The sequence below is a fragment of the Serratia inhibens genome (assembly GCF_003591175.1).
GTDB classification, from domain to species: domain Bacteria; phylum Pseudomonadota; class Gammaproteobacteria; order Enterobacterales; family Enterobacteriaceae; genus Serratia; species Serratia inhibens.
This window is the reverse complement of the sequence record NZ_QYYG01000001.1, coordinates 764426-790282: the sequence shown is the minus strand read 5'-3', so window position 1 is coordinate 790282 and position 25857 is coordinate 764426. Positions and strand designations below refer to the sequence as shown.

The following is a 25857-nucleotide window of genomic DNA, read 5'->3' as shown; positions in this document are numbered from 1 at the left end:
CAAGTCAAGGCGCTGCATTTAGCGCCTTGATACTATCGGGATTGAGGGCGCAGCAAGGCTTCTATCGCACGCTGCGCCTTGACCAGATGCTGGCCGCCGAACAGATTGCTGTGGTTAAGCAGGTAATACAGCTGGTACAGCGGTTGGCGTTCAATAAACCCATGATCCAACGGCCAGACGCTCTGATAACCGTCATAAATCTGCGGCGGCAGTTCAGGATATAGCGGCAGCATCGCCAGATCGCATTCGCGATCGCCCCAGTAGCTGGCGGGATCGAACAGGATCGGGCCGTTGGCGGTCATGCCGCAGTTGCCCGGCCACAGATTGCCATGCAGCAGTGAAGGCTGCGGCTGATGGTGTTGCAGGCGCAGATACACCACGTCGATAATTTCGTCAATATCACCAAAGGTCATGCCTTTCTCCGCCGCCAACTGCAGTTGCCAGCCAATACGTTGTTCGGCAAAGAATTCCGACCAGCGGCGTTGCCAGGCGTTGGGTTGCGGAGTGGTGGTCAGATCGTTATCGAAGTCGAGGCCAAACTGCGGCTGTTCGCTCCATTTGTGCAAATGGGCCAGCTGTTGGCCGAGGCAATGGGCGCCGTGGGCGTCGAAGGGTTTCAGCGGCTGGTATTCCAGCAGCAGGAAGCTGTAGTCACGATCGCTGCCGACGCCATAAACCTGCGGTACCCGCACGGTTTTACTGCGTGCCAGCAATGCCAGTTGATCGGCTTCGGCGGTAAAGATAGGCAGCATTTCGCGGGCATCGCATTTGACAAATACCTCGTTGTCACCGTAACTCACGCGCCATGCCGGGTGGATATCTCCCCCGGGCAGTTCAGTCCTTTCGCGGATTTCTGCGCTGCCAAGATGTTCACTTAACAGACGGCTAACGGCTTGCCACATGGTACACCCCCTCTGTGTTGCCTGCGAATTCATTAGGTTAGCCTCTTTACCCTTCCAAAAACACGACCTGGCGCACATTGGCACCAACGGCAGGCGATTTTTTCGCCATTCGCGTTTGCTCAAAGTATATACGCTATTGATTCATTTAAGCACAGGGCCTATTGCAACTTCGTGGCACCGGAGCGATGTTTATCCGGCTGGTGGTAACGGCAGGCATACAAGATAACTTTTCTAATCAATAAGATGAGGAAGTAATGGCGCAGAAACAGCAATGGCAGCACGGCGAATACCTGATCGACACGGACAAAAGTGAATTAAATTTGGCGTTCACCCACGCATTTTTGACCACCTCGAGCTGGGCGCCTGGCATTTCGCGGGAGAGGGTGCAACTCTCCATCGACAACAGCCTGTGCTTTGGCCTGTATCATCACCGGCAACAGATAGGTTTTGCGCGTCTGGTGACGGATTACGCCACCTTCGGTTATCTGTGCGATGTGTTTGTCGCGCCGGATTATCAGGGGCGTGGGCTGGCCCGCTGGTTGATGGACTGTATGCTGGAACACCCGACGCTGCAACAGCTACGGCGCATTATGCTGGTGACGGGCACCGCGCCTTGGCTGTATCAAAAAGTGGGATATGAAGCGATGAATCGTCAGGATTATGTCTGGCATATCGTCCGGCCAGATATCTACCGGCAGCAATAACGATAAGCGGCGGTGAGATTGCGCACCGCCGCCGGCCTTAGGGTTTCCCGTCGAGTAACGCCTCTTCGTGACGTTGTAACGGCCTGAATTTGCTGTAGAGCAGGGCGATAACAAACACAATCGCCTGAACGATCACAATACAGGGGCCGGTCGCGCCGTCGATGTGAAAGCTGATCAGGGTGCCGAGCACGCAGGAGAATACCGACACCAGAGTCGCGATGATCAGCATGCGATCGAAACTGCGGCACAGCATAAAGGCAATGATGCCCGGGGCTATCAGCATCGCAATCACCAGAATCACCCCGACGGCTTGCAGCGAAGCGACAATGGTCAGCGCCAGCAGGCATAGCAAGCCGTAGTGCAGCAGCTTCACCGGCAGGCCAATCACCCTGGCATGGCTGGGATCGAAACAGTAAAGCATCAGATCTTTGCGCTTTAGCAGTACCACCACCAGCGTAATGCCGGCAATCAGCAGCGTCTGCTTCAGCTCTGCGTCGGTAATGCCCAGCATATTGCCGAACAGGATGTGGTTCAGATGCTGGTCGGTATCGACGCGTGAAAACAGCACCAGCCCGAAGGCGAACATGCCGGAGAAAACGATGCCCATCACCGTGTCCTCTTTCACCCGGCTGTTCTCTTTCAGATAGCCGGTGGCTACCGCGCAGAAAATGCCGGAGAAAAACGCACCGATAACCACCGGGATGCCAAGCACGAACGCCACGACGATGCCGGGCAGCACCGCGTGCGAGATGGCATCGCCCATCAGCGACCAGCCTTTGAGCACCAGATAGCACGACAGTACCGCACACACCACGCCGGTAACGATAGCGGCCAGGATCGCCCGCTGCATAAACGGGTAGGCGAAGGGCTCGCTGAGCAGTTGATACAGGGTTTCCATCAGTGGCCTCCGGTCTGTTCGCGGGCAACGCGGCGCCGGGACGCCAGCAAGCCGTGTTTGGGGGCGAAGAAAAACGCCGCCAGGAACACCAGCGTCTGCAGGGTCACGATCACACCGCCGGTAGCGCCGTCGAGGAAGAAGCTCAGATAGGCGCCGATACCGCTGGTCAGCGCGCCAATGACGATGGCGATGATCACCAATCGGCCAAAACGGTCGGTCAGCAGATAGGCGGTGGCGCCTGGCGTAATCACCATGGCGATCACCAAAATCGCCCCGACGGTTTGTAATGCCGCGACGGTACAGGCACTGAGCAGGGTGAAGAACAGAATTTTCATCCGCAGCGGCGACAGGCCAATCGATACCGCGTGGTTTTCGTCAAAGAACACCGCCAGCAGATCTTTCCACACCAGGCATAGAATCAGCAGCGAGACGCCGATGATAATCTCGACCTGCAGCACGTCTTCGTCGGCGATGCCGAGAATATTGCCGAAGATAATCGACTGCACGTTAATCGACGTAGGATTGAGTGAAATGATCAGCAGCCCGACGGCGAAGAAGGTCGAAAAAATAAAGCCGATGATTGCGTCTTCACGCAGGCGGGTGACGTGGCGCACCAGAGTCATGGCCAACGCAGCCAGCATGCCGGTGAAGAAGGCCCCGGCGGCATACGGCAGCCCAAGGGCATAGGCGCCGGCGACGCCAGGCACCACCGAGTGCGACAGTGCATCGCCCATCAGCGACCAGCCTTTCAACATCAGATAAGCCGATAGAAACGCACAGGCGGCGCCAACGATGGCGCTGACCCAGATGGCTTTGACCATGTAATTGTAATTGAAGGGTTGCAGCAGAGTTTCCAGCATCAGGGTTGTTTCTCCTTTGGCTGGCTTTGCGCCGGAGGGTCGCTTTTGGTATGGCCATAGAACACCGCCGGGCGTTCGTCATCGGTCAATACCGTCACGGTGCGCGGATCGTTATCGTCGTGCAGATCCGGGCCGGACAGGTTGATATGGCGCAACACGCCGCCGAACGCCTGTTCCAGATTGCTTTGGGTAAAGGTGGTTTCGGTTGGGCCAGCAGCCAGCACCGTGCGGTTAATCAGGATCACCCGGTCACAGAATTCCGGCACGCTACCCAGATTATGGGTGGAAACCAGGATCAGGTGGCCCTCGTCACGCAACGCGCGCAGCAGATCGATAATCGCGTTCTCGGTTTTGACGTCCACACCGGTGAAGGGTTCATCCAGCAGCAGCACGGAGCCTTGTTGCGCCAGCGCCCGCGCCAGGAATACGCGTTTTTTCTGTCCGCCGGAAAGTTCGCCGATCTGGCGGGTGCGCAGTTCGCTCAGGCCAACGCGCTCCAGCGCATTATCGACGCGTAACCGATCTTCCCGGGCGGGAATGCGCAGAAAATTCATCTTGCCGTAGCGGCCCATCATCACCACATCTTCCACCAGAACCGGGAAATTCCAGTCGACGTCTTCGGTTTGCGGGACGTAGGCAATAATATTTTTCTTCAGCGCATGCGCCACCGGCTTGTCGTTCAACTGCACACGGCCGGTGGTGGGCTTGACCAGCCCCATGATGCTTTTGAACAGCGTCGACTTGCCGCTGCCGTTGACGCCCACTAACGCGCAGATGGCACCGCCGCTCAGGTTAAAACTGGCGTTGTGGATCGCGGTATGGCCGTTGTTGTAGGTAACGGTAACGTCATCAACACTCAACTCAGGGCGGACAAAAACCTCGGTGGTCATTGATCAAATCCTTTGGCGATGGTTTGTACGGTGACGTTCAGCAGGTCTATATACGTCGGTACCGGGCCGCCCTGGGTGGACAGCGAGTCGACATACAGCACGCCGCCGTATTTCGCGCCGGTTTCTTTCGCCACCTGTTTGGCCGGCTTGTCGGAGATGGTGCTTTCGCTGAACACCACCGGAATGCGGTTGGCGCGAACGGTATCGATGACCCGGCGAACCTGCTGCGGCGACCCTTGCTCGTCGGCATTAATTGGCCACAGATAGACTTCTTTCAACTGATAATCTTTCGCCAGATAGCTGAATGCGCCTTCGCTGGTAACCAACCAACGCTGGGTTGCGGGAATACGCGAAAGGCGTTCGCGCAGCGGGGCATCCAGCGCACTGATTTTGGCGGCATAGGCTTTGGCGTTGCGGTTATAGGTTTCTGCGTTGGCCGGGTCGTGTTGCACCAGCGCTTTACGTATGTTTTCTATATAGATCAGCGCATTGCTGGCGGACATCCAGGCATGCGGATTCGGGTTGCCATTATACGGACCTTCATGGATGGGCAGCGGGGTGATGCCTTCGGTTACCACGGCGGCGGGGACTTGTTTGATATTCTCGAAGAAGCGCTGGAACCAACGTTCGAGGTTCATGCCGTTCCACAGGATCAGGTCGGCGTGCTGCGCTTTAACGATATCGCGCGGCGTTGGCTGATAATCGTGGATCTCCGCTCCCGGCTTGGTAATGGACTCGACTACGGCGGCATCGCCGGCCACGTTTTGAGCGATATCCTGAATGATGGTAAAGGTCGTCACCACGCGCAGTTTCTTTTCTGCTAGTGCGGCATTACTGGCGAGGCCCGCGGCGAACAGCAGACACAGCAGGGCAAAAGGGCGGTAAAACTCCCTGACCTGAATGAGTGACAGGCGGGGAAAAACGCATCGTTTCAAAAGCATGGTGACATCTCCTGGCTCAAATGAAAATGATTATCAATATCAATTGTAGCGAAGTCAAGCGTCACCTTTGAGCTGACGGCAGGCTATCAATCCATTGAGATAAATAATACCGTCAGGTGAGTTATAGCATTTTATGTATCAGTATGTAACCGCTTAACGTACTCCTCATAGCGAGCTATGTCGACCTCCGGGGTTTTCCCCAAGGCAACTTCACCGAGCTTCTGCGCCAGCTGTTGAACATCTTCTTGATTCAATGGAGTTATAAACGCAAAACTGTTGCTGCCCAACTGATGCGGAACGCCTTGTTCATCTGTCACCGAAGTGACAAATCCATCACGGGTTAATTGTCCGGTAAGCTTGGCCAAATCAGCCAATCCTTCTTCCTGATAGTGGAAAGTCACCACAAAACACGTCGTTGCAGATTGACTCATAAATCACCTCTTGGTATATGGATAGCTTGAGATTAGACCAAAAAAATTATGCAGGCGTCCTTACAAGTTGTATATGCTACGCAACCCATTGAAAGGAGTGAGGGATTCTGTGAAAACAAAAATCGGTTGCCTGACGGCAATGTTGCTTTTGTCGGGGTGCGCCAAAGACCCGCAAACGACAAGTACTATTTCAGGCAGTGGCACATCGCGTGGGGGTTGGTTAAAAACTCCCCCGCAGGCTCCGGTCAACCGCACGGGGACACCGGTAGCCTATAACGATTACATTCGTCAGGCCGCCAGCAGTTATGGCGTCGACGAAACGCTGATTAAAGCGATTATTCAGGTGGAGTCCGGGTTTAACCCGAACGTGGTCAGCACCTCGAACGCCGTGGGATTAATGCAGCTGAAACCTTCTACCGCCGGGCGCGATGCCTATCGTATGAAAGGAAGAAGTGGGCAGCCCAGCTCGCGTGAGTTGAAGGATCCGGCGGTCAATATTGATCTGGGAACGGCCTATATCAATATTCTTCAAAGCCAGCAGCTAGCCGGGATCAACAACCCACAGACCTTGCAGTACGCCACCATCGTTTCTTATGTCAATGGGGCTGGCGCCATGTTGCGCACGTTCGCATCAGACAAGCGCGTGGCGGTAAACCGCATTAATCAGATGAGCCCGGATGAGTTTTATCAGCACATCCAGAAAAAGCATCCGGCCCCACAGGCGCCGCGCTATTTATGGAAGGTGACGACGGCCTACCAGGCAATGTCGCAGTAAGCTCTATTTCTCGCTAAAACCGGTCGTCTGCAGCGGCCGGTTTTTCTTTTCGACGTGACCACATCGCGACATCTCTCTCATTTTTCGTTATTTCCCATTCTGTTACCTCAAAAACCGCACAAATAGTTAAATTTACATTAGCGGATAAATCTTTACGTTCATTCAATAAGTTACCGGTAACATTTGGGCTTGAGTTCACAAAGTAACCTTCAAAAAATAGACAAATACGTAACAAATTATTTTTAAATCCCGCAATGATCACAAGGTTGAGGTTAAATAGTTGTGATTATCTTTGGATGGAATGTGACATGTCGGACGATAAAACTAACAATTCACGGCGCGATTTCCTGCTGAAATCGATGACTTTAATTCCCGCAGCGGTGATTGGCGGCAGCGGCGTCAGCGCCCTGACGGCACCCATGCCTGCTGTCGCGGCTACAGACACCCCAACGGACTACCAGCCCACGTTTTTCACCCCGGAAGAATGGGCATTTATCAAGGCCGCAGCCGCGCGCCTGATCCCGGCTGACGATCGCGGCCCAGGTGCGCTGGAAGCCGGCGTGCCGGAGTTTATCGATCGCCAGATGAATACTCCGTACGCCACAGGTTCAATCTGGTACATGCAAGGGCCTTTCAACCCGGATGTGCCGAAAGAGATGGGTTACCAATTACCGCTGGTGCCGAAACAAATTTACAACCTGGGTATCAGTGACGCGGATGCCTACTGCAAGAAAACCACCGGCAAAACCTTTGCAGAGCTGGACGCTGCACAGCAGGATACGCTGCTGCAAAAATTTGAGTCTGGTGAAGCAGAATTCTCGCAGTTGCCTTCCAGGCTGTTCTTCTCCTACCTGCTGCAAAACACCCGCGAAGGTTTCTTCAGCGATCCGATCCATGGCGGTAACAAAGACATGGTCGGCTGGAAGCTGATTAATTTTCCGGGCGCACGCGCCGACTTTATGGACTGGGTTGAGCGAGGGGAACGCTATCCCTTCCCACCGGTATCAATTCGTGGGGAGAGGGGATAACGATGGCAACGGTAATGAAAAAAGTAGACGCGGTGATCGTCGGTTTCGGCTGGGTCGGCGCGATCATGGCCAAGGAGCTGACCGAGGCAGGCTTGAACGTGGTGGCGCTGGAGCGTGGCCCGATGCGCGATACTTATCCGGACGGCTCCTACCCGCAGGTGATTGACGAGCTGACCTATAATATCCGCCGCAAGCTGTTCCAGGATCTGTCGAAAAGTACCGTGACCATTCGGCATAATACCAGCCAGACTGCGGTGCCTTATCGCCAACTGGCGGCATTTTTGCCGGGTACCGGCGTGGGCGGGGCGGGCTTGCACTGGTCCGGCGTACATTTTCGCGTTGACCCGATCGAGTTGCGTATGCGCAGCCACTACGAAGAGCGCTACGGCAAGAGTTTTATCCCGAAAGACATGACCATTCAGGACTTCGGCGTGACTTACGACGAACTGGAGCCGTTCTTCGATAAAGCCGAAAAAGTATTTGGCACTTCCGGCACCGCCTGGACCATCAAGGGCCAGAAAGTGGCGCAGAAGGGCGGCAACCGCTTTGCGGCCGATCGCTCCAGCGATTTCCCGCTGCCGGCGCAAAAGAATACCTTCTCCGCCCAACTGTTCGAGAAGGCGGCGCTGGAGGTGGGTTACCACCCGTATAATCTACCTTCCGCCAACACGTCGGACTCCTATACCAACCCTTACGGTGCGCAGATGGGGCCGTGCAACTTCTGCGGCTTCTGCAGCGGTTACGCTTGCTATATGTATTCCAAGGCATCGCCGAACGTCAATATTTTGCCGGCGTTGCGCATGGAAAAACGCTTCGAGTTGCGTACCAACGCCAACGTGTTGAAAGTGAACCTGAGCGCCGACAAATCCCGCGCCACCGGCGTGAATTACGTCGATGCGCAGGGCCGAGAAATCGAACAGCCGGCTGAGCTGGTGATCCTGGGCGCCTTCCAGTTCCACAACGTGCATCTGATGCTGTTGTCCGGCATCGGCAAGCCTTACGATCCGGTGACCGGCGAGGGCGTTGTCGGGCGTAATTTCGCCTATCAGAACATGACCACCATTAAGGCGTTCTTCGACAAGGACGTGTTCACCAACCCGTTCATCGGTGCCGGTGGTAACGGCGTCGGGGTGGACGATTTCAACGCCGATAACTTTGACCATGCCAAAGAAGGCTTTGTCGGCGGTTCACCGTTCTGGGTCAACCAGGCGGGCACCAAACCGATTTCCGGCTTGCCGACGCCTCCGGGCACCCCGGCCTGGGGCAGCAAGTGGAAAGCGGCGGTGGCGGACGCTTACACCCATCACGTGTCGATGGACGCCCACGGCGCGCATCAGTCGTACCGCAGCAATTATCTGGATCTCGATCCCACCTACAAGAACGTGTTTGGTCAGCCGCTGCTGCGCATGACGTTCGACTGGCAGGAAAACGACGTCAAGATGGCGCAATTCATGTACGACAAAATGGCGCCGATCGCCAAAGCGATGAACCCGAAACTGATTGCCGGCAGCCCGAAAAATGCCAACAGCCATTTTGACACCACCAGTTATCAGACCACGCACATGAACGGTGGCGCGGTGATGGGCGAAGATCCGAAGACCAGCGCGGTAAACCGTTATCTGCAAAGCTGGGACGTGCACAACGTGTTTTCCATCGGGGCTTCAGCCTTCCCGCAAGGGCTGGGTTACAACCCGACCGGCACCGTGGCCGCGTTGGCTTACTGGTCTGCCCGCGCTATTCGCGAGCAGTATCTGAAAAACCCAGGCCCTTTGGTGCAGGCATAAGGACGGCGATTGATGAAAGCATTTGTTCCCGCACTGGTTCTCAGTGCACTGAGTTTTTCCGTTTGGGCGCAGGACGCGACGGTCAGCAGCGAATTGATCAAACGCGGCGAGTACCTGGCGCGCGCCGGTGACTGTGTGGCCTGCCACACCAACGGTAAAAGCGGTAAAGAGTTTGCCGGTGGTTTGGCGATGGAAACGCCGATCGGCACCATTTACTCCACCAATATCTCGCCGGATAAAAAAACCGGCATTGGTGATTACAGCTTTGAGGATTTCGACAACGCGGTGCGCAAGGGCGTAGCCAAAAATGGCGCCACCCTGTACCCGGCGATGCCTTATCCGTCGTTCGCGTTGGTGAAAGAGGACGACATGCGCGCCATGTATGCCTATTTCATGCATGGCGTGCAGCCGGTGGAGCAGGCCAACAAGGATTCCGACATTCCCTGGCCGCTGTCGATGCGCTGGCCGCTGAGCATTTGGCGCGGCATGTTTGCGCCGACGCCGGCGGATTTTGTCGCTGACGCCAAAGCCGATCCGGTGATCGAGCGTGGACGCTATCTGGTGGAAGGTCTGGGGCACTGCGGTGCCTGCCACACGCCGCGCAGCATTACCATGCAGGAGAAATCGCTGAGCAATAACGACGGCGACAATTACCTGTCCGGCAGCAACGCGCCGATTGACGGTTGGGTAGCCTCCAGCCTGCGTGGCGACCAGAAAGACGGGTTGGGAACCTGGAGCGAAGCCGAACTGACCGAGTTCCTGAAAACCGGCCGCAACGACAAATCCATCGTGTTCGGCGGCATGAGCGACGTGGTGGAACACAGTCTGCAGTATCTCAGCGATGAAGACCTGACGGCGATCTCACGCTACCTGAAAACGCTGCCGCCGAAAGATGGCAAGCAGCAGGCGGCACCCGCCGAGGACAACGTTGCCAAGGATCTGTGGCGCGGTAACGACAGCAAGCCTGGAGCGGCGTTGTACGTCGATAACTGCGCGGCTTGCCACCGTACCGACGGTGTGGGCTACAAACGCGCCTTCCCGGCACTGAAGGGCAACCCGGTGGTGCAAACCGACGATGCGACCTCGCTGATCCACATAGTGCTGACCGGCAATACCACGCCGGCGGTGAAAGGGGCGGTGTCCAACATCACCATGCCGCCGTTTGGTTGGCGCCTGAATGACCAACAGGTGGCGGATGTGGTCAACTTTATCCGTTCCAGCTGGGGCAACAGTGCCAAGCCCATCGATGCCTCAGATGTGGCTGGCGTGCGTAAAGACCGCTCGATGATCCGCAACGAGAAGGAGATGGGGAGCGCCGAAGTACCGGATCACCCGGACGCCAACAAGTAAACCGCCAGGGGCCTCAAGAGGCCCCTGTTTTTTTGCCTCTCTCCGTCCATTCCCGCACTGAAAATCGTTCATGAAGCGCGCAGTCAGCCGCCAAGAGATAGACCCAAACAACATTTTTAATTATCCTTTGCCGTCCTTTTATCAATCACAAGAATGAAATACTGCATTAATCCCTTGATTAATGTTAAAAAATTCGCGGAGAAGGATATCCCATTGAGCGCAATCGTTGTCGCTGAAGAGTAAGGTGAGCTTTCCTATGAGTACGATTTCTCCCGATTCAGGTACGCAGGCCGCTACCCGAGCGGCCAAATGGAACAAAACCGATACGGTGTGGATGTTTGGCCTCTATGCCACCGCTGTCGGCGCGGGTACGTTGTTCCTGCCAATCAATGCCGGGTTGAACGGCCCGTTGGTGCTGTTGCTGATGGCGCTGTTTGCTTTTCCTCTGACCTATTTGCCGCATCGTGCACTGAGCCGCTTTGTGCTTTCCGGCTCCAGCCGCGACGGCAATATCCACGATGTGGTGGTTGAGCACTTTGGCGTGCTGGCGGGAAAAATCATCATGGTGTTGTACCTGATGGCGTTCTTCCCGATCGTGCTGGTGTACAGCATTTCGATTACCAATGCCCTGGACAGTTTCCTGATCCATCAGTTCCACCTGACGCCGTTGCCGCGCATCTGGCTGAGCCTGGCGGTGGTGGTGGTGCTGAATCTGGTGTTGTTGCGCGGTAAAGACGCGATTGTCGCGGCGATGGGCATGCTGGTGTTCCCGTTGTTGGTATTCCTGATGGGGATTTCGCTGTACCTGATGCCGACCTGGCAGACGGCGAACTTTGTCAGCGGCTTGGCCAACACCCAGTTCAGCAGCCCGGATTTGTGGCATTCGTTGTGGCTGGCGGTACCGGTGATGGTGTTTTCTTTCAGCCATGCGCCGATTATTTCGTCCTTCGCCTCCACCCAGAAAAGCCTGTATGGCGACAAGGCAGAGCGCCGCTGCGCACGCATTATGCGTTACAGCTACGTGCTGATTTGCGTCACCGTGCTGTTCTTTGTCTTTAGCTGCGTGCTAAGCCTGTCTCATGCGGACATGCAGCAGGCGAAAGATCAGAACATCACCGTGTTGACCACGCTGGCGAACAAATTCTCCAATCCGCTGATTGCCTATCTTGGCCCGGTGATGGCGATGCTTGCGATGGCCAAATCTTACCTTGGTACTTCGCTTGGCGTTACCGAAGGGGCGACCAGCCTGATTGACGGTTTGACGCGGGCGGTCGGTAAGCCGTTAAGCTCGCGCATCACGCACCGCCTTTCCGCCGTACTGTTGTTCCTGCTCACCTGGGCTGCCACGGTGTGGAACCCCAGTGCGTTGCATATTATCGAAACCATCAGCGGCCCGTTGATTGCGGTAATCCTGTTTATTTTGCCGATGTATGCCGTGCGTGCGGTGCCCGCGATGCGCCGCTACCGTGCGCCGAGCAATATCTTCGTGCTGGTGATGGGGCTGATTGCGCTTTCTGCGCTGATTTACGGCCTGGTTTAACCTCTGTGGCGCGCCGTGAGCGGCGCGCCATGTTCCCCTCCTGATTCACATCCATTTTCAATTAATGCGCAATCTGCTTAGCGTTATCTTTGATAATAGAAGCCATTCTCATTATTATTTACCGATAATTTTTCTACGCTAAGGAGCTTTACGTGCACCGTCGAATCACCCTGCTGGCATTGGCCTGCGCCAGCGTTTTATCTGCTCAGGCGATGGCGACCACCTATCCGTTGACCCTGACCGACACCTCCGGCGAAAGCGTGACGATTAAGCAAGAGCCGAAACGCATTGTGGTGCAAGATGGGCGAGATATTTTGACGCTGGCCTTGCTGGACCGCGCCGATCCCTTCACCCGGCTGGTTGCGTGGAACAACCTGCTGAAGAAAAGCGACGGTGAGACCTGGAAAATCCTGCAGAGCAAATGGCCTGAGGCGAAGAACATTATCGATATGGGCTTCAGCGACAAGGGCGAGATCAATCTGGAAAGTGTGATAGCGAAACATCCCGATCTGATGGTGGCGCAATTACGTTCCAAACCTTCTCTGAGCCAGACCGGCGTGCTGGACAAGTTGAAAGCGTTGAACATTCCGGTGTTGTTTATCGACACCATGCTCAAGCCGGTAGAAAACACCCCGAAAAGCATCCAGCTGTTGGGGGAGACGCTCAACCGCGAGAGCGAAGCGAAGCAATACACCGATTTCTATCAGCAGCATTATCAGAGCATCCTCGATAAAACCAAAACGGTGGAACCAAAGCCGCTGGTGTTTATCGAAGCGAAAGCCGGCCTGAATGGGCTTGAGTCTTGCTGTTTCACCCATTCGCACGTCGGCTGGGGCGGGATGATCGAGGCGGTGGGGGCGCGCAACCTGGGTTCCGAGTTGCTGCCCGGCGCGACCGGCGATGTGTCGCTGGAAAAAGTGATCAGCATGAAACCGGACGCCTATATCGTTTCCGGCTCCCAGTGGGCCAGTAAAACCAATGCCGCAGTGCCCTTTGGTTATGGCGTTACCCAGCAGCAGGTCGACGATGCTTTCAACCGCATGAAGCAGCGCCCGGGCTTTGCTCAACTCTCGGCAGTGAAAGAGGGGCGTTTCTACGGCATTTACCACAACTTCTATAACCACCCGTACAACATTGTTGGGTTGGAGTACCTGGCGAAGTTTATCTATCCGAATCAGTTCAAAGAGTTGGATCCGGCGAAAACCTACAGCGAGATCCTCAGCCGCTTTACCGAAGTGCCGGAAGGCAAGGGAATTTTGGGGGCTCAGGCGCCGGCAGGGAAGTAAGCCAGACGGGCGCGGTGATCCGCGCCCGTTTTATCAGGCCACCGGCGTGTAGGTGGAGATAATCTCCAGCACGCCGTTGATAATGAACTGCACGCCCATACACACCAACAGGAACCCCATCAGGCGCGAGATTGCCTCAATGCCGCTCTTGCCCACCAGGCGCATAATGGCACCGGAGCTTCTCAGGCAACCCCACAGTATTACCGCCACCGACAGAAAAATCGCCACCGGCGCTACCAACAGTACCCATTGCTCAAATCCCAGCACATTAGCTTTAATGCTTGATCCCGAACTGATGATCATGGCAATCGTCCCCGGGCCGGCGGTGCTTGGCATGGCCAGTGGCACAAAGGCGATGTTGGCCGAGGTTTTCTTGCGCAGTTCGTCTGACTTGGTTTCCACCTCCGGCGCTTCTTCTGCGCTTTGCTGTGGAAAAAGCATGCGAAAACCGATAAACGCCACAATCAGCCCGCCGGCGATGCGCAGGCCGGGAATGGAGATGCCGAAGGTGTTCATGACCAACTGACCGGCGTAGAACGCTATCGTCATGATGAGGAACACGTAGACCGACGCCATCAGCGACTGCTGATTGCGCTCTTCACGCGTCATATTGCCCGACAAGCCGAGCAACAACGCCACGGTGGTAAGCGGGTTGGCCAGCGGCAGCAATAGCACCAGACCCAATCCGATAGCCTGGAATAACTGCATGATACTCGTCATGAAACAGACCTCTGTTTTCAGTTAACGCCACGGCGGCGTAAAATAATAGAGTAGCCTGCCGGAAGATCACCAGCAATGGTGAGAGGGGGGGAACATTTGAAAATTCACAATGTTGACACGAAATTGCTGCTCGATCAGCCCTGCGTATTGGGTAGCGTCAATTCGGGCGCAGGGTCTGCAGAGGTGTCGTCGCCGTTGTCGTTCACGCAGTCATTGGCGATGTCCGGGGTATCTTCGCATTCCATCGGCGGTTCGTTGACCGCAATGGCCCGCGGGTGGCGATCTGTGCCGAGGTGAAGCAGAACAAAACTCGCCACCAGCACTACGCAGACGCCAACAAGTAACTTGAATAACCGGTTCATGATGCGAGGGTATGTCTCAATTCAGCCGTTAGTGGCGACAGAATAGCGGTAGCGGGCGAGCTTCGCCATAGCTGATTTACGCAATGCTGTTACTTGATCATTGCGGGTAAAACCGAACACCGAGATTTTAAAATACGTCGACCGGCAAGTGGGAGCATGCCTGACAAACTCTCCGGTAGATGGCGCGCTAATCATAGTGTTACACTCCCTGTTCCGTTATGGCGTCGCACCATGGCACATCGTAAATTGTGTGCTTATGAGGGTACATATTTGGCAGAGTGAAGCTGAATAGCGTTCATAACAACATGTAGTTAAACGATATTGTATTTCTTCATGTGATCTGTCGTGTGGGTCACCACTGTAGATAAGGAATCATTAATGCCTGTTATTACTCTTCCTGACGGAAGTCAGCGTCATTTCGACCGTGCCGTTTCCCCGCTGGATGTTGCCCTTGATATCGGCCCTGGTTTGGCCAAAGCCTGTATTGCCGGCCGTGTAAACGGTGAACTGGTTGATGCCGGCGATCTGATCGAATCCGATGCGCAACTGGCGATCATCACCATCAAGGACGCCGAAGGCCTGGAAATCATGCGCCACTCCTGCGCGCACCTGTTGGGCCATGCCATCAAGCAGCTGTGGCCGGACACCAAAATGGCCATTGGCCCGGTGATCGACAACGGTTTCTACTATGACGTCGATATTGACCGTACCCTGACGCAGGAAGACCTGGATCTGCTGGAAAAGCGGATGCATGAGTTGGCCGACAAAGATTATGACGTCATCAAGAAAAAGGTCAGTTGGCAAGAAGCCCGCGACACCTTTGCCGCACGTGGTGAAAACTACAAAGTGGCGATTCTGGATGAGAACATCAGCCATGACGACCGTCCTGGCTTGTATCACCATGAAGAATATATCGACATGTGCCGCGGTCCGCACGTGCCGAACATGCGTTTCTGCCATCACTTCAAACTGCAGAAAACCTCGGGCGCCTACTGGCGCGGCGACAGCAAAAACAAAATGCTGCAGCGTATCTACGGTACTGCCTGGGCAGACAAGAAACAGCTGAATGCCTACCTGCAACGTCTGGAAGAAGCCGCCAAGCGTGACCACCGCAAGATCGGCAAGCAGCTCGACCTGTATCATATGCAGGAAGAAGCGCCGGGCATGGTGTTCTGGCACAACGACGGCTGGACGATTTTCCGTGAGCTGGAAGCCTTTGTGCGCATGAAGCTCAAGGAGTACCAGTATCAGGAAGTGAAAGGGCCATTTATGATGGACCGTGTGCTGTGGGAAAAAACCGGCCACTGGGAAAACTATAAAGACGCCATGTTCACGACCTCGTCGGAAAACCGCGAGTACTGCATCAAGCCGATGAACTGCCCGGGACACGTGCAGATCTTCAACCAGGGCCTGAAGTCTTACCGTGACTTGCCGCTGCGCATGGGTGAGTTCGGCAGCTGCCACCGCAACGAGCCTTCGGGTTCTCTGCATGGCCTGATGCGCGTGCGCGGTTTCACTCAGGATGACGCCCATATCTTCTGTACCGAAGAGCAGGTGCGTGCCGAAGTGAACGAATGCATCAGAATGGTCTATGATGTTTACGGCACCTTTGGCTTCGAAAAGATTGCGGTTAAACTTTCCACCCGCCCTGAGAAGCGCATCGGCACTGACGATATGTGGACTCGCGCGGAAGATGACTTGGCTGCCGCGCTGACAGAAAACGGGATTCCGTTTGAATATCAGCCGGGTGAGGGCGCCTTCTACGGACCAAAAATTGAATTTACTCTGCATGATTGTTTGGATCGTGCATGGCAATGTGGTACCGTGCAGCTCGATTTCTTCTTACCGGGTCGTTTAGGCGCGTCGTATGTTGGCGAAAACAACGATCGCGTGGTACCGGTAATGATCCACCGCGCTATTTTGGGCTCCATGGAGCGTTTCATCGGTATCCTTACCGAAGAGTACGCTGGGTTCTACCCAACCTGGATTGCTCCGGTGCAGGTGGTGGTGATGAATATCACCGACAGCCAGTCTGATTATGTCCAGCAATTGACCAAAAAACTGCAAGATGCAGGGATTCGTGTTAAAGCGGACTTGAGAAATGAGAAGATTGGCTTTAAAATTCGCGAACATACTTTACGTCGGGTTCCTTACATGTTGGTGTGCGGTGATAAAGAGGTCGAATCAGGCAAAGTTGCCGTTCGTACCCGCCGTGGCAAAGACCTGGGAAGCCTCGACGTAAACGAAGTCGTAGACAAGCTGCTGAAAGAGATTCGCAGCCGTAGTCTTCATCAACTGGAGGAATAAAGTATTAAAGGCGGAAAACGAGTTCAACCGGCGCGTCCTAATCGCATTAACAGAGAAATTCGCGCGCAAGAAGTTCGCCTAACCGGCGTCGATGGCGAGCAGATTGGTATTGTCAGTCTGAATGAAGCTCTTGAAAAAGCTGAGGAAGCGGGTGTTGATTTAGTAGAAATCAGCCCAAATGCCGAACCGCCAGTTTGCCGAATCATGGATTACGGCAAATTCCTCTACGAGAAGAGCAAGTCGACCAAAGAACAGAAGAAGAAGCAAAAAGTCATTCAGGTCAAGGAAATCAAATTCCGTCCTGGTACCGATGATGGCGACTATCAGGTCAAACTACGCAACCTGATTCGCTTTCTGGAAGATGGCGATAAAGCCAAAATCACCCTGCGTTTCCGTGGGCGTGAAATGGCGCACCAACAGATCGGTATGGAAGTGCTTAACCGCGTCCGTAAAGACCTGTGTGAAGATTCTGATTTGGCCATTGTCGAATCCTTCCCTACGAGGATCGAAGGCCGTCAGATGATCATGGTGCTCGCACCGAAAAAGAGACAGTAAAGGCTTCCAAGTAATCGAACCCGCGCAACGCTTGCGTTGTGTGGGTTTTATTCGCCTTACTGATCGTTGTTTAACAATGCGAAGTGGATTTAATTAAAATGCCAAAGATTAAAACTGTACGTGGTGCAGCCAAGCGCTTCAAAAAAACCGGCAGCGGTGGTTTTAAGCGCAAGCATGCTAACCTGCGTCATATTCTGACCAAAAAAGCAACCAAGCGTAAACGTCACCTGCGTCCGAAAGGCATGGTGTCTAAAAACGATATGGTCCTGGTTGTTGCGTGCCTTCCGTACGCATAAGCCATTTTTTTTGAATCCAGAATAAGACTTTAGGAGAGAGCATATGGCTCGCGTAAAACGTGGTGTAATTGCACGCGCACGTCACAAGAAAATTTTAAAACAAGCGAAAGGTTACTACGGTGCCCGTTCGCGCGTTTATCGTGTTGCCTTCCAGGCAGTAATCAAAGCAGGTCAGTATGCTTACCGTGACCGTCGTCAACGTAAGCGTCAGTTCCGTCAGCTGTGGATTGCACGTATCAACGCAGCAGCTCGTGTGAACGGCCTGTCTTACAGCAAATTCATTAACGGCCTGAAAAAAGCCTCTATTGAAATTGACCGTAAGATCCTGGCTGATATCGCGGTCTTCGACAAAGTGGCCTTCGGCGCACTGGTTGAGAAAGCGAAAGCAGCACTGGCGTAAGTCAGTAGAAGAGGGAGCTTGCTCCCTCTTTTAATCTTTGTTTTTCAGCACCAATATTGACTTTTATTGACCGCCGCTATATCACTGGTGGACAATCTATCGACAAGGTTAAGCAATCAATCATGTACGCTGCTATTTTTCGTTTCTTTTTTTACTTTAGCGCCTGATCTCAGGAGGCTTTGCGCGTAAGAAAAGAAACGAAAAGTAGCGCCTAAGCCTCCCCTGTGGAGGCTTTTTTGTTTTTGGCCGTCTTCTTCGCCTTTCAAGCCGTAGCGTTGTTGGCTGCACTCGCTTACCCCAGTCACTTACTTGAGTAAGCATCCTGGGGATGCACGAGTTGGCCGCCTGGCTATGACTCGAAATTCTTTGAAGATTTGCGAAAGGCGTGTTCGAATAATAGATAACAATTACTTAGGGCCATACCGGCCAGAGGAAGAGGAAAGCAATGCCACATCTCGCAGAGCTGGTTGCCAATGCCAAAGCAGCCGTAGAAGATGCCCAGGATGTTGCCGCGTTGGATTTGGTACGCGTCGAATATTTAGGCAAGAAAGGCCATTTTACCTTGCAGATGCAATCGCTGCGCGACGTGCCGGCGGAAGAACGCCCGGCGGCCGGGGCAGTGATCAACCAGGCAAAACAGGCGGTGCAGGATGCGCTGAACGCGCGTAAAAATATGCTGGAATCCGCTGCACTGAACGAGCGTCTGGCAGCAGAGACTATTGACGTTTCCCTGCCGGGCCGTCGTATGGAAAACGGCGGGTTGCACCCGGTGACTCGCACCATCGATCGTATCGAAGCCTTCTTTGGCGAACTGGGGTTCTCCGTTGAGACTGGCCCGGAAATTGAAGACGATTATCATAACTTCGACGCGCTGAACATTCCCGGGCACCACCCGGCGCGTGCCGATCACGATACTTTCTGGTTCGATGCCACACGCCTGCTGCGTACCCAAACTTCCGGCGTGCAGATCCGTACCATGAAGAACCAGCAACCGCCAATTCGCATTATTGCGCCGGGTCGCGTTTACCGTAACGATTACGATCAAACGCACACCCCGATGTTCCATCAGATGGAAGGCCTGATTGTCGACAAAGATATCAGCTTCACCAATCTGAAAGGCACGCTGCACGATTTCCTGAATAACTTCTTTGAAGAGGATTTGCAGGTTCGTTTCCGTCCGTCTTACTTCCCGTTTACCGAACCGTCCGCAGAAGTGGACGTCATGGGCAAAAACGGCAAGTGGCTGGAGGTTTTGGGCTGCGGCATGGTGCACCCGAACGTTCTGCGTAACGTGGGCATCGATCCGGAGATCTATTCCGGCTTCGCTTTCGGCATGGGTATGGAGCGTCTGACGATGTTGCGTTATGGCGTTACCGACCTGCGCGCGTTCTTCGAAAACGATCTGCGTTTCCTCAAACAGTTTAAGTAAGGCGGGAATATCACATGAAATTCAGTGAACTCTGGTTGCGCGAGTGGGTAAACCCGGCCATCAGCAGCGAAGCATTATCCGATCAAATCACCATGGCCGGTCTGGAAGTGGACGGCGTGGAGCCGGTAGCCGGCGTTTTCAACGGTGTGGTGGTTGGTCATGTAGTTGAATGCGGTCAGCATCCGAATGCGGACAAATTGCGCGTGACCAAGGTCAATGTGGGCGGCGATCGCCTGCTGGATATCGTCTGCGGCGCGCCAAACTGCCGTACTGGCCTGAAGGTGGCCGTTGCCACCGTGGGCGCGGTGTTGCCGGGCGATTTCAAAATCAAAGCCGCCAAATTACGCGGCGAGCCTTCTGAAGGCATGCTCTGTTCGTTCTCCGAACTGGGAATTTCTGACGATCACGACGGTATTATCGAACTGCCGGAAGATGCGCCAATCGGTACCGACATCCGTGAATACCTGAAGCTGAACGACAACACGATCGAAATCAGCGTAACGCCTAACCGTGCAGACTGTCTGGGTATCATCGGCGTAGCGCGGGATGTCGGTGTGCTGAATCAGGTAGCGCTGACCGAACCGGACATGAGCCCGGTCGCAGCCACTATCAATGATACGCTGCCGATCCGCGTTGATGCGCCACAGGCGTGCCCGCGTTACCTCGGCCGCGTAGTCAAAGGCATCAACGTTAAAGCCCCCAGCCCGCTGTGGATGCGTGAGAAACTGCGTCGTTGCGGCATCCGCTCCATTGACGCGGTGGTTGACGTCACCAACTACGTGCTGCTGGAACTTGGCCAGCCAATGCATGCTTTCGATCTGAGCCGCATTGAAGGCGGTATCGTCGTGCGTATGGCCGGCGAAGGGGAAACTCTGACCTTGCTGGACGGCAACGAAGCCAAACTGAATGCCGACACCCTGGTGATTGCCGATCACCAGAAAGCGCTGGCGATGGGTGGCATCTTTGGTGGCGAACACTCAGGGGTGAATGACGAGACCCAGGATGTGCTGCTGGAGTGTGCCTTCTTCAGCCCGCTGTCGATTACCGGCCGCGCGCGCCGTCAGGGCCTGCACACCGATGCCTCACATCGCTATGAGCGTGGCGTTGACCCTGCGCTGCAGTACAAAGCGATGGAGCGCGCTACCCGTCTGCTGATTGATATCTGCGGCGGCCAGGCAGGCCCGGTTATCGATGTTACCACCGAAAGCGAACTGCCGAAGCGTGCCACTATTACATTGCGCCGTGAAAAACTGGATCGTTTGATTGGCCACGTAGTACCAAGCGAGCAGGTAAGCGATATTCTGCGCCGTTTGGGTTGCCAGGTGACCGAGCAGGGTGATAACTGGCTGGCGGTGGCGCCTAGCTGGCGTTTCGATATGGAAATCGAAGAAGATCTGGTGGAAGAAGTCGCACGCGTTTATGGCTACAACAATATTCCCGACGTGCCGGTACGTGCCGATCTGGTCATGACCAAGCATCGCGAAGCCGATCTGACGCTGAAACGCGTGAAGACCATGCTGGTCGATCATGGCTTCCAGGAAGCGATCACCTACAGTTTCGTTGATCCTAAAGTACAGGCCTTGCTGCACCCGGGCGAAGAGGCGTTGATCCTGCCAAGCCCAATCTCGGTAGAGATGTCGGCTATGCGCTTGTCATTGTGGACTGGCCTGTTGTCCGCGGTGGTGTATAACCAGAATCGTCAGCAAAGCCGCCTGCGCCTGTTTGAAAGCGGGTTGCGCTTTGTGCCTGATACTGCGGCAAATCTGGGTATCCGTCAGGATGTCATGCTGGCAGGAGTGATTGCGGGCCATACGCACGAAGAACACTGGGATCTGGCGCGTAAGCCGGTCGACTTCTATGATTTAAAAGGCGATCTGGAGTCGGTACTCGAACTGACCGGTAAATTATCCGAAATTCAGTTCAAGGCAGAGGCCAATCCGGCACTGCATCCGGGGCAAAGCGCGGCGATTTATTTACAGGGCGAACGCGTAGGTTTCATCGGAGTGGTTCATCCGGAACTTGAGCGTAAACTGGATCTTAACGGCCGCACAGTGGTGTTCGAACTGGAGTGGGACAAGGTCGCAAGCCGCGCCGTGCCTCAGGCGCGGGAGATTTCTCGCTTCCCGGCAAACCGTCGCGATATCGCCGTTGTGGTGGCTGAAAACGTCGCCGCAGAAGATATTTTGGCAGAGTGTAAGAAAGTTGGCGCAAATCAGGTAGTTGGCGTAAACTTGTTTGATGTGTACCGTGGCAAGGGCGTGGCAGAGGGTGATAAGAGCCTGGCTATCAGTCTGGTATTGCAGGATACCGCTCGTACACTGGAAGAAGAGGAGATAGCCGCTACCGTTGCAAAATGTGTAGAGGCTCTAAAACAGCGATTCCAAGCATCCTTGAGGGATTGAACCTATGGCGCTTACTAAAGCTGAAATGTCAGAACACCTGTTTGAAAAGCTTGGGCTTAGCAAACGGGATGCCAAAGACCTGGTAGAACTGTTTTTCGAAGAGGTGCGTCGTGCTCTTGAGAACGGTGAGCAGGTTAAACTGTCAGGTTTTGGCAATTTTGATTTGCGTGACAAGAACCAACGTCCTGGGCGTAACCCGAAAACCGGCGAGGACATTCCGATTACGGCGCGCCGCGTGGTCACTTTCCGTCCGGGGCAAAAGCTGAAAAGTCGGGTAGAGAACGCCAGCCCGAAAGAGTAAGTTGCGTGAAACCAAAAAGGCCGCTTTTGCGGCCTTTTTCTTTTTCTGCGTTAAATTCGGTTTATTCTTAAATTACATCGCTATAAAAATCGGTTGATGATATTACTCTCATCATTCCATTGCCTGAAAATAATATGCCTGATGCGGATTATTCTTATGGTAATTTTATATGGATTGCATGGTGAAATAAAAAGGGGCCTGGAGCCCCTTATGGTTAATAATGGTTGTAGTAGTGACCCGGTCCACCGCCGCCACGATGGCCGCCGCCGTGTGGGCCGAAGCAGCAAGCGCTGAGCGCCGAAGACAGTACGACCACGGCCAATAGCAATCCAATGCGTTTAATCATAATAATGTTTCTCCGGTGGTTGTTGGTCTAATTATAAATAACCCTGCGGTGAGACGTACGTCAGTTATTCGTTAAGCGTTGTCAGTAATTATATTAATTAAACTCCATGGGTTGAGTGTATGGATTGCGTAAGGGAGGTGAAAACAATCTGAAAATAGGCATTGGTGAGATAGGCGCTAAATAAATGCGCTGATATAACCACTCCAGCGAGAAAAATAAAGTGAGAACATGAAATGAAAAAGATCCTGTTGCTGGTTTGTTTACCCTTGCTGCTGCCGGTGGCTGCGCAGGCGGATGTCTCTATAGATATCAACGTGCCGGGTGTCTCGGTACATCTGGGCGATCAGGACCGGCGTGGCTACTATTGGGATGGCTACGACTGGCGTCCGCCGCAGTGGTGGCATGCTCATCAGGGCCGTGGCATGGGGGAGCGGAATAATCGTGGCATGTACTGGGACGGGGGCCGTTGGCAACCGCAGCCACCGCGCGGCTATGAACACCCGGGCCCGGCTCGCGGCGGCAATCCATTCCATGGCGAGCGCGATAATCATGATAACGGTAATCGTCATGACAACGGCGACCGTGGCAATGACCATGGTCGCGGTAACGAGCAGGGACGTGGCAATGATAATGGTCGTGGTAACGGCCACGGCAATGGCGAGCCCTATCCACCGAATGGCAATGGCCAGCGCCCTTAATTGATTCTACAGCGGCTGCTTTTGCCATCACCTGCGGGTGACGGGCAGGGGCAGCCGCCGTTTTCCTGCCATTGTGCTTATGCAATGCTTCCCCTTCAGGCGCTAACCCCCTAATATTTGACCCAGACGTCAATTATTCGGCCGCAAATACGGCCTGCAGGGAATCGCGCGCCTATGCCGACCAGCCAGACCTTTTCTTTATTGCTCCAAAATCAACGTACTCGCGACAAACGCCACTTGTGGTTGTTGACGCTGGGTGTTGCGGTGGCTTTTGTTTTCAGCCTCAGTGCCGGTGACGTTTGGCTCTGGCCCTCACAGTGGTTGAGCGAACCCGCGCAGCTGTTTGTCTGGCAATTACGGTTGCCGCGCGCGATGGCAGTGATGCTGGTAGGCGCCAGCCTGGCGGTGGCCGGGGCGGTGATGCAGGCGCTATTCGAAAACCCCTTGGCCGAGCCTGGCCTGCTCGGTGTCGCGAACGGTGCCGGTGTGGCGTTGGTGCTGACGGTGTTGCTGGGTAACGGTTTGCTGCCGGTGGCGTTGATGAGCCTGAGCGCTATCGTCGGTGCGTTAATCATGACTTTTCTGCTGCTGAGCTTTGCCCGCCGCCGACGCTTAACCAATGCGCGCTTGCTGTTGGTGGGGGTTGCGCTGGGCATCGTTTGCAGCGCAGTGATGACCTGGGCGGTGTACTTCAGTTCCAGCCTGGATCTGCGCCAACTGATGTATTGGATGATGGGCGGGTTTGGCGGCGTTGACTGGCGGCAAAAGTGGTTGGTGCTGGCCCTGTTGCCGGTACTGCTTTGGCTGTGTTGCCAAGGCAAGGCGTTGAACTTTATGGCCCTGGGGGAGATTCAGGCACGTCAACTTGGGCTTTCCCTGCACCTGTGGCGCAATCTGCTGGTGTTGGCGATTGGCTGGCTGGTGGGCGTCAGCGTGGCGCTGGCCGGGGTGATTGGCTTTGTCGGCCTGGTGATCCCGCATATGCTGCGCCTCAGTGGTCTGACCAATCAGCGTTATCTGCTGCCCGGGTGCGCGCTGGCCGGTGGCGGCGTGCTGCTGGCCGCTGATGTGGTGGCGCGTGTCACTCTGTTGTCGGCAGAATTGCCCATTGGGGTGGTGACCGCCACTCTCGGAGCACCGCTATTTATCTGGTTACTGACCCGGGTAAAAAGCGTAAGGTAGTTTCTCTGTTCACCTGCAAACAAAACAAGAGGATAAAGCTATGTCTCAACCTATTTATGACATTCCGGTAAACACTATCGAAAACCAATCCACCACTCTGGGCGAATATGAAGGCAAAGCGCTGCTGGTGGTTAACGTGGCGTCGGAATGTGGCTTGACCAAGCAATATGAAGGGCTGGAAGCCTTGTACGAAACCTATCGGGCACAGGGTTTTGAGGTGCTGGGCTTCCCGTCCAATGAGTTCCTGGGGCAAGAACCCGGCAGCAATGAAGAGATCCTGGCGTTTTGCCGCGGAACCTTCGGCGTTCAGTTCCCGATGTTTGCCAAGATTGAAGTGAACAGCGACGACCGCCATCCGTTGTATCAGGCGCTGATTGCCGCAAAACCGCAGGCCATTGCGCCAGAGGGCAGCGAATTCCTGGCGCGTATGAGCAGCAAAGGTCGTGCGCCGAAAAAAATCGGCGATATCCTGTGGAACTTTGAGAAGTTCCTGATTGGGCGCGATGGCCAAGTGATTCAGCGTTTCTCGCCGGACACGACACCGGAAGATCCGGCGCTGGTAACCGCCGTGAAACAGGCCCTCGCCGGATAACAAGGAGCGCTCATCGATCATGCTGCAACTCAGTGATGTTGGGGTAGAAGGGCGTTTGGCCCCATTTTCAGCCCAGGTTGATGCCGGGTTGCAGTATCACCTTATCGGCCCGAATGGTGCCGGTAAAAGTACGCTGCTGGCACGGTTGGCGGGCATGCTGCCCGGCAGGGGAGAGATTCTGTTGTCGGGGCAACCGTTGACCGGTTATCAGGGGAATGAGCTGGCGTTGCGCCGCGCTTATTTAAGCCAGCAACAGCCCCCTGTCGCGTTGATGCCGGTATTTCAATATTTGGCGCTGCACCAGCCGGCGGGCGCAGCTGAAGCTGCAGTGGAGAGCACCATCCTCTATCTTTGCCAACGTTTAAAGCTGATGGACAAGTTGCCGCGGATGCTGACTCAGTTGTCCGGCGGTGAATGGCAGCGGGTGCGGCTGGCGTCGGTGCTGCTGCAGGTGTGGCCGACGGTTAACCCCTACAGTCAACTGCTGTTGCTGGATGAACCGACCAATAGTCTGGATGTGGCGCAGAAGGTCGCTCTGGATCGTCTGCTTCGCGAGTTTTGCCAGAGCGGACGCAGCGCTTTGGTTTGCGCCCACGATCTCAATCACACTTTGCAGCAGGCCGATCGGGTTTGGCTGTTGCACGCCGGTCGGCTGGTCGCGCAGGGCGTTACGCGAGAAGTGATGGAGCCGGTATTGCTTTCACAGATTTATGATGTGGATTTTCATTTGCAGGCGGTCGGCGATCAGCGTTGGATCATGACCAAGACCGCGTAGCGAGAAAGTCCGCTTAAACGTAAATTAAACGGACTCTATATAAATAGACGGCTAACCATCGGCCGTTATTTCTTTTTCCCCTTTAAATTAACTCTCCGCCTTG

Annotated in this window: 28 protein-coding genes and 1 other annotated feature; of the genes, 19 read left to right on the top strand and 9 right to left on the bottom strand. The window is 54.7% G+C overall.

All coding sequences use genetic code 11. The features are described from left to right. Positions 1–32: 32 nt before the first annotated feature. Complete coding sequence (locus D4100_RS03725) at positions 33–902, bottom strand: fructosamine kinase family protein (protein ID WP_006320305.1); 870 nt, start codon at positions 900–902, stop codon at positions 33–35. Positions 903–1156: 254 nt separating this feature from the next. Here D4100_RS03725 and D4100_RS03720 point away from each other — a divergent pair, with 254 nt between their 5' ends. Further along, positions 1157–1606, top strand: coding sequence for a GNAT family N-acetyltransferase (locus D4100_RS03720; RefSeq protein ID WP_119803137.1), 450 nt, complete (start codon positions 1157–1159; stop codon positions 1604–1606). A gap of 37 nt (positions 1607–1643) precedes the next feature. Here D4100_RS03720 and D4100_RS03715 read toward each other — a convergent pair whose 3' ends face one another. From D4100_RS03715 to ghoS, 5 genes are all read right to left on the bottom strand, one after another. Beyond that, the gene (locus D4100_RS03715) at positions 1644–2504 is read right to left on the bottom strand and encodes a metal ABC transporter permease (protein WP_119803135.1); all 861 of its coding nucleotides are present in this window, start codon (positions 2502–2504) and stop codon (positions 1644–1646) included. Continuing rightward, positions 2504–3364 (bottom strand): iron/manganese ABC transporter permease subunit YfeC, encoded by an 861-nt coding sequence (gene yfeC, locus D4100_RS03710; RefSeq protein WP_119803133.1) that lies wholly within the window; start codon positions 3362–3364, stop codon positions 2504–2506. Before yfeC ends, D4100_RS03715 begins: the two co-directional genes overlap by 1 nt. Next, complete coding sequence (locus D4100_RS03705) at positions 3364–4254, bottom strand: manganese/iron ABC transporter ATP-binding protein (protein ID WP_006320298.1); 891 nt, start codon at positions 4252–4254, stop codon at positions 3364–3366. Before D4100_RS03705 ends, yfeC begins: the two co-directional genes overlap by 1 nt. Beyond that, the gene (locus tag D4100_RS03700; protein ID WP_119803131.1) at positions 4251–5195 is read right to left on the bottom strand and encodes a metal ABC transporter substrate-binding protein; all 945 of its coding nucleotides are present in this window, start codon (positions 5193–5195) and stop codon (positions 4251–4253) included. Before D4100_RS03700 ends, D4100_RS03705 begins: the two co-directional genes overlap by 4 nt. Before the next feature lie 131 nt (positions 5196–5326). Beyond that, the gene (gene ghoS, locus D4100_RS03695) at positions 5327–5626 is read right to left on the bottom strand and encodes a type V toxin-antitoxin system endoribonuclease antitoxin GhoS (protein WP_119803129.1); all 300 of its coding nucleotides are present in this window, start codon (positions 5624–5626) and stop codon (positions 5327–5329) included. 109 nt (positions 5627–5735) lie between these two features. Here ghoS and D4100_RS03690 point away from each other — a divergent pair, with 109 nt between their 5' ends. The 6 genes from D4100_RS03690 to D4100_RS03665 all read left to right on the top strand — a co-directional run bounded on the left by D4100_RS03690 (position 5736) and on the right by D4100_RS03665 (position 13389). Continuing rightward, positions 5736–6401, top strand: a complete 666-nt coding sequence (locus D4100_RS03690) for a transglycosylase SLT domain-containing protein (RefSeq protein ID WP_006320295.1) — start codon at positions 5736–5738, stop codon at positions 6399–6401. A gap of 308 nt (positions 6402–6709) precedes the next feature. Further along, complete coding sequence (locus tag D4100_RS03685) at positions 6710–7429, top strand: gluconate 2-dehydrogenase subunit 3 family protein (RefSeq protein WP_006320294.1); 720 nt, start codon at positions 6710–6712, stop codon at positions 7427–7429. Between the two features lie 2 nt (positions 7430–7431). Continuing rightward, entirely contained in the window at positions 7432–9213 is a 1782-nt protein-coding gene (locus D4100_RS03680; protein ID WP_004943573.1) for a GMC family oxidoreductase, read from the top strand. Positions 9214–9225: 12 nt separating this feature from the next. Then, complete coding sequence (locus tag D4100_RS03675; RefSeq protein ID WP_199685640.1) at positions 9226–10563, top strand: c-type cytochrome; 1338 nt, start codon at positions 9226–9228, stop codon at positions 10561–10563. Between the two features lie 256 nt (positions 10564–10819). After that, a complete protein-coding gene (locus D4100_RS03670) occupies positions 10820–12103 on the top strand; it encodes an SLC5/6 family protein (RefSeq protein WP_006320290.1) in 1284 nt (427 codons plus the stop codon). 152 nt (positions 12104–12255) lie between these two features. After that, positions 12256–13389 carry an ABC transporter substrate-binding protein gene (locus D4100_RS03665; RefSeq protein WP_119803125.1) on the top strand — a complete coding sequence of 378 codons (1134 nt, stop codon included), beginning with the start codon at positions 12256–12258 and terminating at the stop codon, positions 13387–13389. Positions 13390–13422: 33 nt separating this feature from the next. On the opposite strand, the gene D4100_RS03660 is transcribed toward D4100_RS03665, so the two are convergent. After that, positions 13423–14109, bottom strand: a complete 687-nt coding sequence (locus tag D4100_RS03660; protein WP_006320288.1) for a MarC family NAAT transporter — start codon at positions 14107–14109, stop codon at positions 13423–13425. A gap of 134 nt (positions 14110–14243) precedes the next feature. Next, complete coding sequence (locus D4100_RS03655) at positions 14244–14471, bottom strand: hypothetical protein (RefSeq protein WP_119803123.1); 228 nt, start codon at positions 14469–14471, stop codon at positions 14244–14246. A gap of 378 nt (positions 14472–14849) precedes the next feature. On the opposite strand from D4100_RS03655, the gene thrS reads away from it, so the two are divergent. The 8 genes from thrS (at position 14850) to ihfA (ending at position 22161) form a co-directional block, all read left to right on the top strand. Next, entirely contained in the window at positions 14850–16778 is a 1929-nt protein-coding gene (gene thrS / locus D4100_RS03650; protein WP_006320285.1) for a threonine--tRNA ligase, read from the top strand. 3 nt (positions 16779–16781) lie between these two features. Continuing rightward, positions 16782–17333, top strand: a complete 552-nt coding sequence (gene infC, locus D4100_RS03645; RefSeq protein WP_013812633.1) for a translation initiation factor IF-3 — start codon at positions 16782–16784, stop codon at positions 17331–17333. Between the two features lie 98 nt (positions 17334–17431). Next, on the top strand, positions 17432–17629 hold the full coding sequence (gene rpmI, locus D4100_RS03640; RefSeq protein WP_004943591.1) for a 50S ribosomal protein L35: 198 nt from the start codon (positions 17432–17434) through the stop codon (positions 17627–17629). Between the two features lie 43 nt (positions 17630–17672). Further along, complete coding sequence (rplT, locus tag D4100_RS03635; protein WP_004943595.1) at positions 17673–18029, top strand: 50S ribosomal protein L20; 357 nt, start codon at positions 17673–17675, stop codon at positions 18027–18029. A 116-nt stretch (positions 18030–18145) separates the two neighbouring features. Beyond that, positions 18146–18270, top strand: a sequence feature (Phe leader region). After that, complete coding sequence (gene pheM / locus D4100_RS25725) at positions 18152–18196, top strand: pheST operon leader peptide PheM (RefSeq protein WP_152562850.1); 45 nt, start codon at positions 18152–18154, stop codon at positions 18194–18196. It overlaps the preceding feature by 45 nt. A 204-nt stretch (positions 18271–18474) precedes the next feature. After that, entirely contained in the window at positions 18475–19458 is a 984-nt protein-coding gene (gene pheS, locus D4100_RS03630) for a phenylalanine--tRNA ligase subunit alpha (RefSeq protein ID WP_119803121.1), read from the top strand. Between the two features lie 14 nt (positions 19459–19472). Continuing rightward, the gene (gene pheT, locus D4100_RS03625; protein WP_119803119.1) at positions 19473–21860 is read left to right on the top strand and encodes a phenylalanine--tRNA ligase subunit beta; all 2388 of its coding nucleotides are present in this window, start codon (positions 19473–19475) and stop codon (positions 21858–21860) included. A gap of 4 nt (positions 21861–21864) precedes the next feature. Continuing rightward, positions 21865–22161, top strand: a complete 297-nt coding sequence (gene ihfA / locus D4100_RS03620; protein ID WP_004943604.1) for an integration host factor subunit alpha — start codon at positions 21865–21867, stop codon at positions 22159–22161. Positions 22162–22375: 214 nt separating this feature from the next. Here ihfA and D4100_RS25940 read toward each other — a convergent pair whose 3' ends face one another. Next, positions 22376–22507, bottom strand: a complete 132-nt coding sequence (locus D4100_RS25940; protein WP_276330831.1) for a hypothetical protein — start codon at positions 22505–22507, stop codon at positions 22376–22378. Positions 22508–22740: 233 nt separating this feature from the next. Between D4100_RS25940 and D4100_RS03615 the strand changes: the two genes are divergently transcribed. The 4 genes from D4100_RS03615 to btuD all read left to right on the top strand — a co-directional run bounded on the left by D4100_RS03615 (position 22741) and on the right by btuD (position 25754). Further along, complete coding sequence (locus D4100_RS03615; protein ID WP_119803117.1) at positions 22741–23205, top strand: DUF2502 domain-containing protein; 465 nt, start codon at positions 22741–22743, stop codon at positions 23203–23205. Positions 23206–23379: 174 nt separating this feature from the next. Further along, a complete protein-coding gene (gene btuC, locus D4100_RS03610; RefSeq protein WP_006320276.1) occupies positions 23380–24387 on the top strand; it encodes a vitamin B12 ABC transporter permease BtuC in 1008 nt (335 codons plus the stop codon). A gap of 40 nt (positions 24388–24427) precedes the next feature. Then, entirely contained in the window at positions 24428–24979 is a 552-nt protein-coding gene (locus D4100_RS03605) for a glutathione peroxidase (RefSeq protein WP_119803115.1), read from the top strand. Positions 24980–24998: 19 nt separating this feature from the next. After that, on the top strand, positions 24999–25754 hold the full coding sequence (gene btuD, locus D4100_RS03600) for a vitamin B12 ABC transporter ATP-binding protein BtuD (RefSeq protein WP_006320274.1): 756 nt from the start codon (positions 24999–25001) through the stop codon (positions 25752–25754). Positions 25755–25857 lie beyond the last annotated feature (103 nt).

Excerpts from the sequence above, each read along its gene's own strand:
- pheS (WP_119803121.1), top strand. The coding sequence starts at position 18,475 with ATGCCACATCTCGCAGAGCTGGTTGCCAATGCCAAAGCAGCCGTAGAA.
- D4100_RS03725 (WP_006320305.1), bottom strand. The coding sequence starts at position 902 with ATGTGGCAAGCCGTTAGCCGTCTGTTAAGTGAACATCTTGGCAGCGCA.
- D4100_RS03655 (WP_119803123.1), bottom strand. The coding sequence starts at position 14,471 with ATGAACCGGTTATTCAAGTTACTTGTTGGCGTCTGCGTAGTGCTGGTG.
- D4100_RS03660 (WP_006320288.1), bottom strand. The coding sequence starts at position 14,109 with ATGACGAGTATCATGCAGTTATTCCAGGCTATCGGATTGGGTCTGGTG.
- yfeC (WP_119803133.1), bottom strand. The coding sequence starts at position 3,364 with ATGCTGGAAACTCTGCTGCAACCCTTCAATTACAATTACATGGTCAAA.
- D4100_RS03700 (WP_119803131.1), bottom strand. The coding sequence starts at position 5,195 with ATGCTTTTGAAACGATGCGTTTTTCCCCGCCTGTCACTCATTCAGGTC.
- D4100_RS03675 (WP_199685640.1), top strand. The coding sequence starts at position 9,226 with ATGAAAGCATTTGTTCCCGCACTGGTTCTCAGTGCACTGAGTTTTTCC.
- D4100_RS03685 (WP_006320294.1), top strand. The coding sequence starts at position 6,710 with ATGTCGGACGATAAAACTAACAATTCACGGCGCGATTTCCTGCTGAAA.
- ihfA (WP_004943604.1), top strand. The coding sequence starts at position 21,865 with ATGGCGCTTACTAAAGCTGAAATGTCAGAACACCTGTTTGAAAAGCTT.
- rplT (WP_004943595.1), top strand. The coding sequence starts at position 17,673 with ATGGCTCGCGTAAAACGTGGTGTAATTGCACGCGCACGTCACAAGAAA.
- D4100_RS03705 (WP_006320298.1), bottom strand. The coding sequence starts at position 4,254 with ATGACCACCGAGGTTTTTGTCCGCCCTGAGTTGAGTGTTGATGACGTT.
- D4100_RS03605 (WP_119803115.1), top strand. The coding sequence starts at position 24,428 with ATGTCTCAACCTATTTATGACATTCCGGTAAACACTATCGAAAACCAA.
- D4100_RS03715 (WP_119803135.1), bottom strand. The coding sequence starts at position 2,504 with ATGGAAACCCTGTATCAACTGCTCAGCGAGCCCTTCGCCTACCCGTTT.
- btuD (WP_006320274.1), top strand. The coding sequence starts at position 24,999 with ATGCTGCAACTCAGTGATGTTGGGGTAGAAGGGCGTTTGGCCCCATTT.
- D4100_RS03720 (WP_119803137.1), top strand. The coding sequence starts at position 1,157 with ATGGCGCAGAAACAGCAATGGCAGCACGGCGAATACCTGATCGACACG.
- pheT (WP_119803119.1), top strand. The coding sequence starts at position 19,473 with ATGAAATTCAGTGAACTCTGGTTGCGCGAGTGGGTAAACCCGGCCATC.
- D4100_RS25940 (WP_276330831.1), bottom strand. The coding sequence starts at position 22,507 with ATGATTAAACGCATTGGATTGCTATTGGCCGTGGTCGTACTGTCTTCG.
- D4100_RS03670 (WP_006320290.1), top strand. The coding sequence starts at position 10,820 with ATGAGTACGATTTCTCCCGATTCAGGTACGCAGGCCGCTACCCGAGCG.
- btuC (WP_006320276.1), top strand. The coding sequence starts at position 23,380 with ATGCCGACCAGCCAGACCTTTTCTTTATTGCTCCAAAATCAACGTACT.
- D4100_RS03680 (WP_004943573.1), top strand. The coding sequence starts at position 7,432 with ATGGCAACGGTAATGAAAAAAGTAGACGCGGTGATCGTCGGTTTCGGC.
- ghoS (WP_119803129.1), bottom strand. The coding sequence starts at position 5,626 with ATGAGTCAATCTGCAACGACGTGTTTTGTGGTGACTTTCCACTATCAG.
- D4100_RS03615 (WP_119803117.1), top strand. The coding sequence starts at position 22,741 with ATGAAAAAGATCCTGTTGCTGGTTTGTTTACCCTTGCTGCTGCCGGTG.
- rpmI (WP_004943591.1), top strand. The coding sequence starts at position 17,432 with ATGCCAAAGATTAAAACTGTACGTGGTGCAGCCAAGCGCTTCAAAAAA.
- thrS (WP_006320285.1), top strand. The coding sequence starts at position 14,850 with ATGCCTGTTATTACTCTTCCTGACGGAAGTCAGCGTCATTTCGACCGT.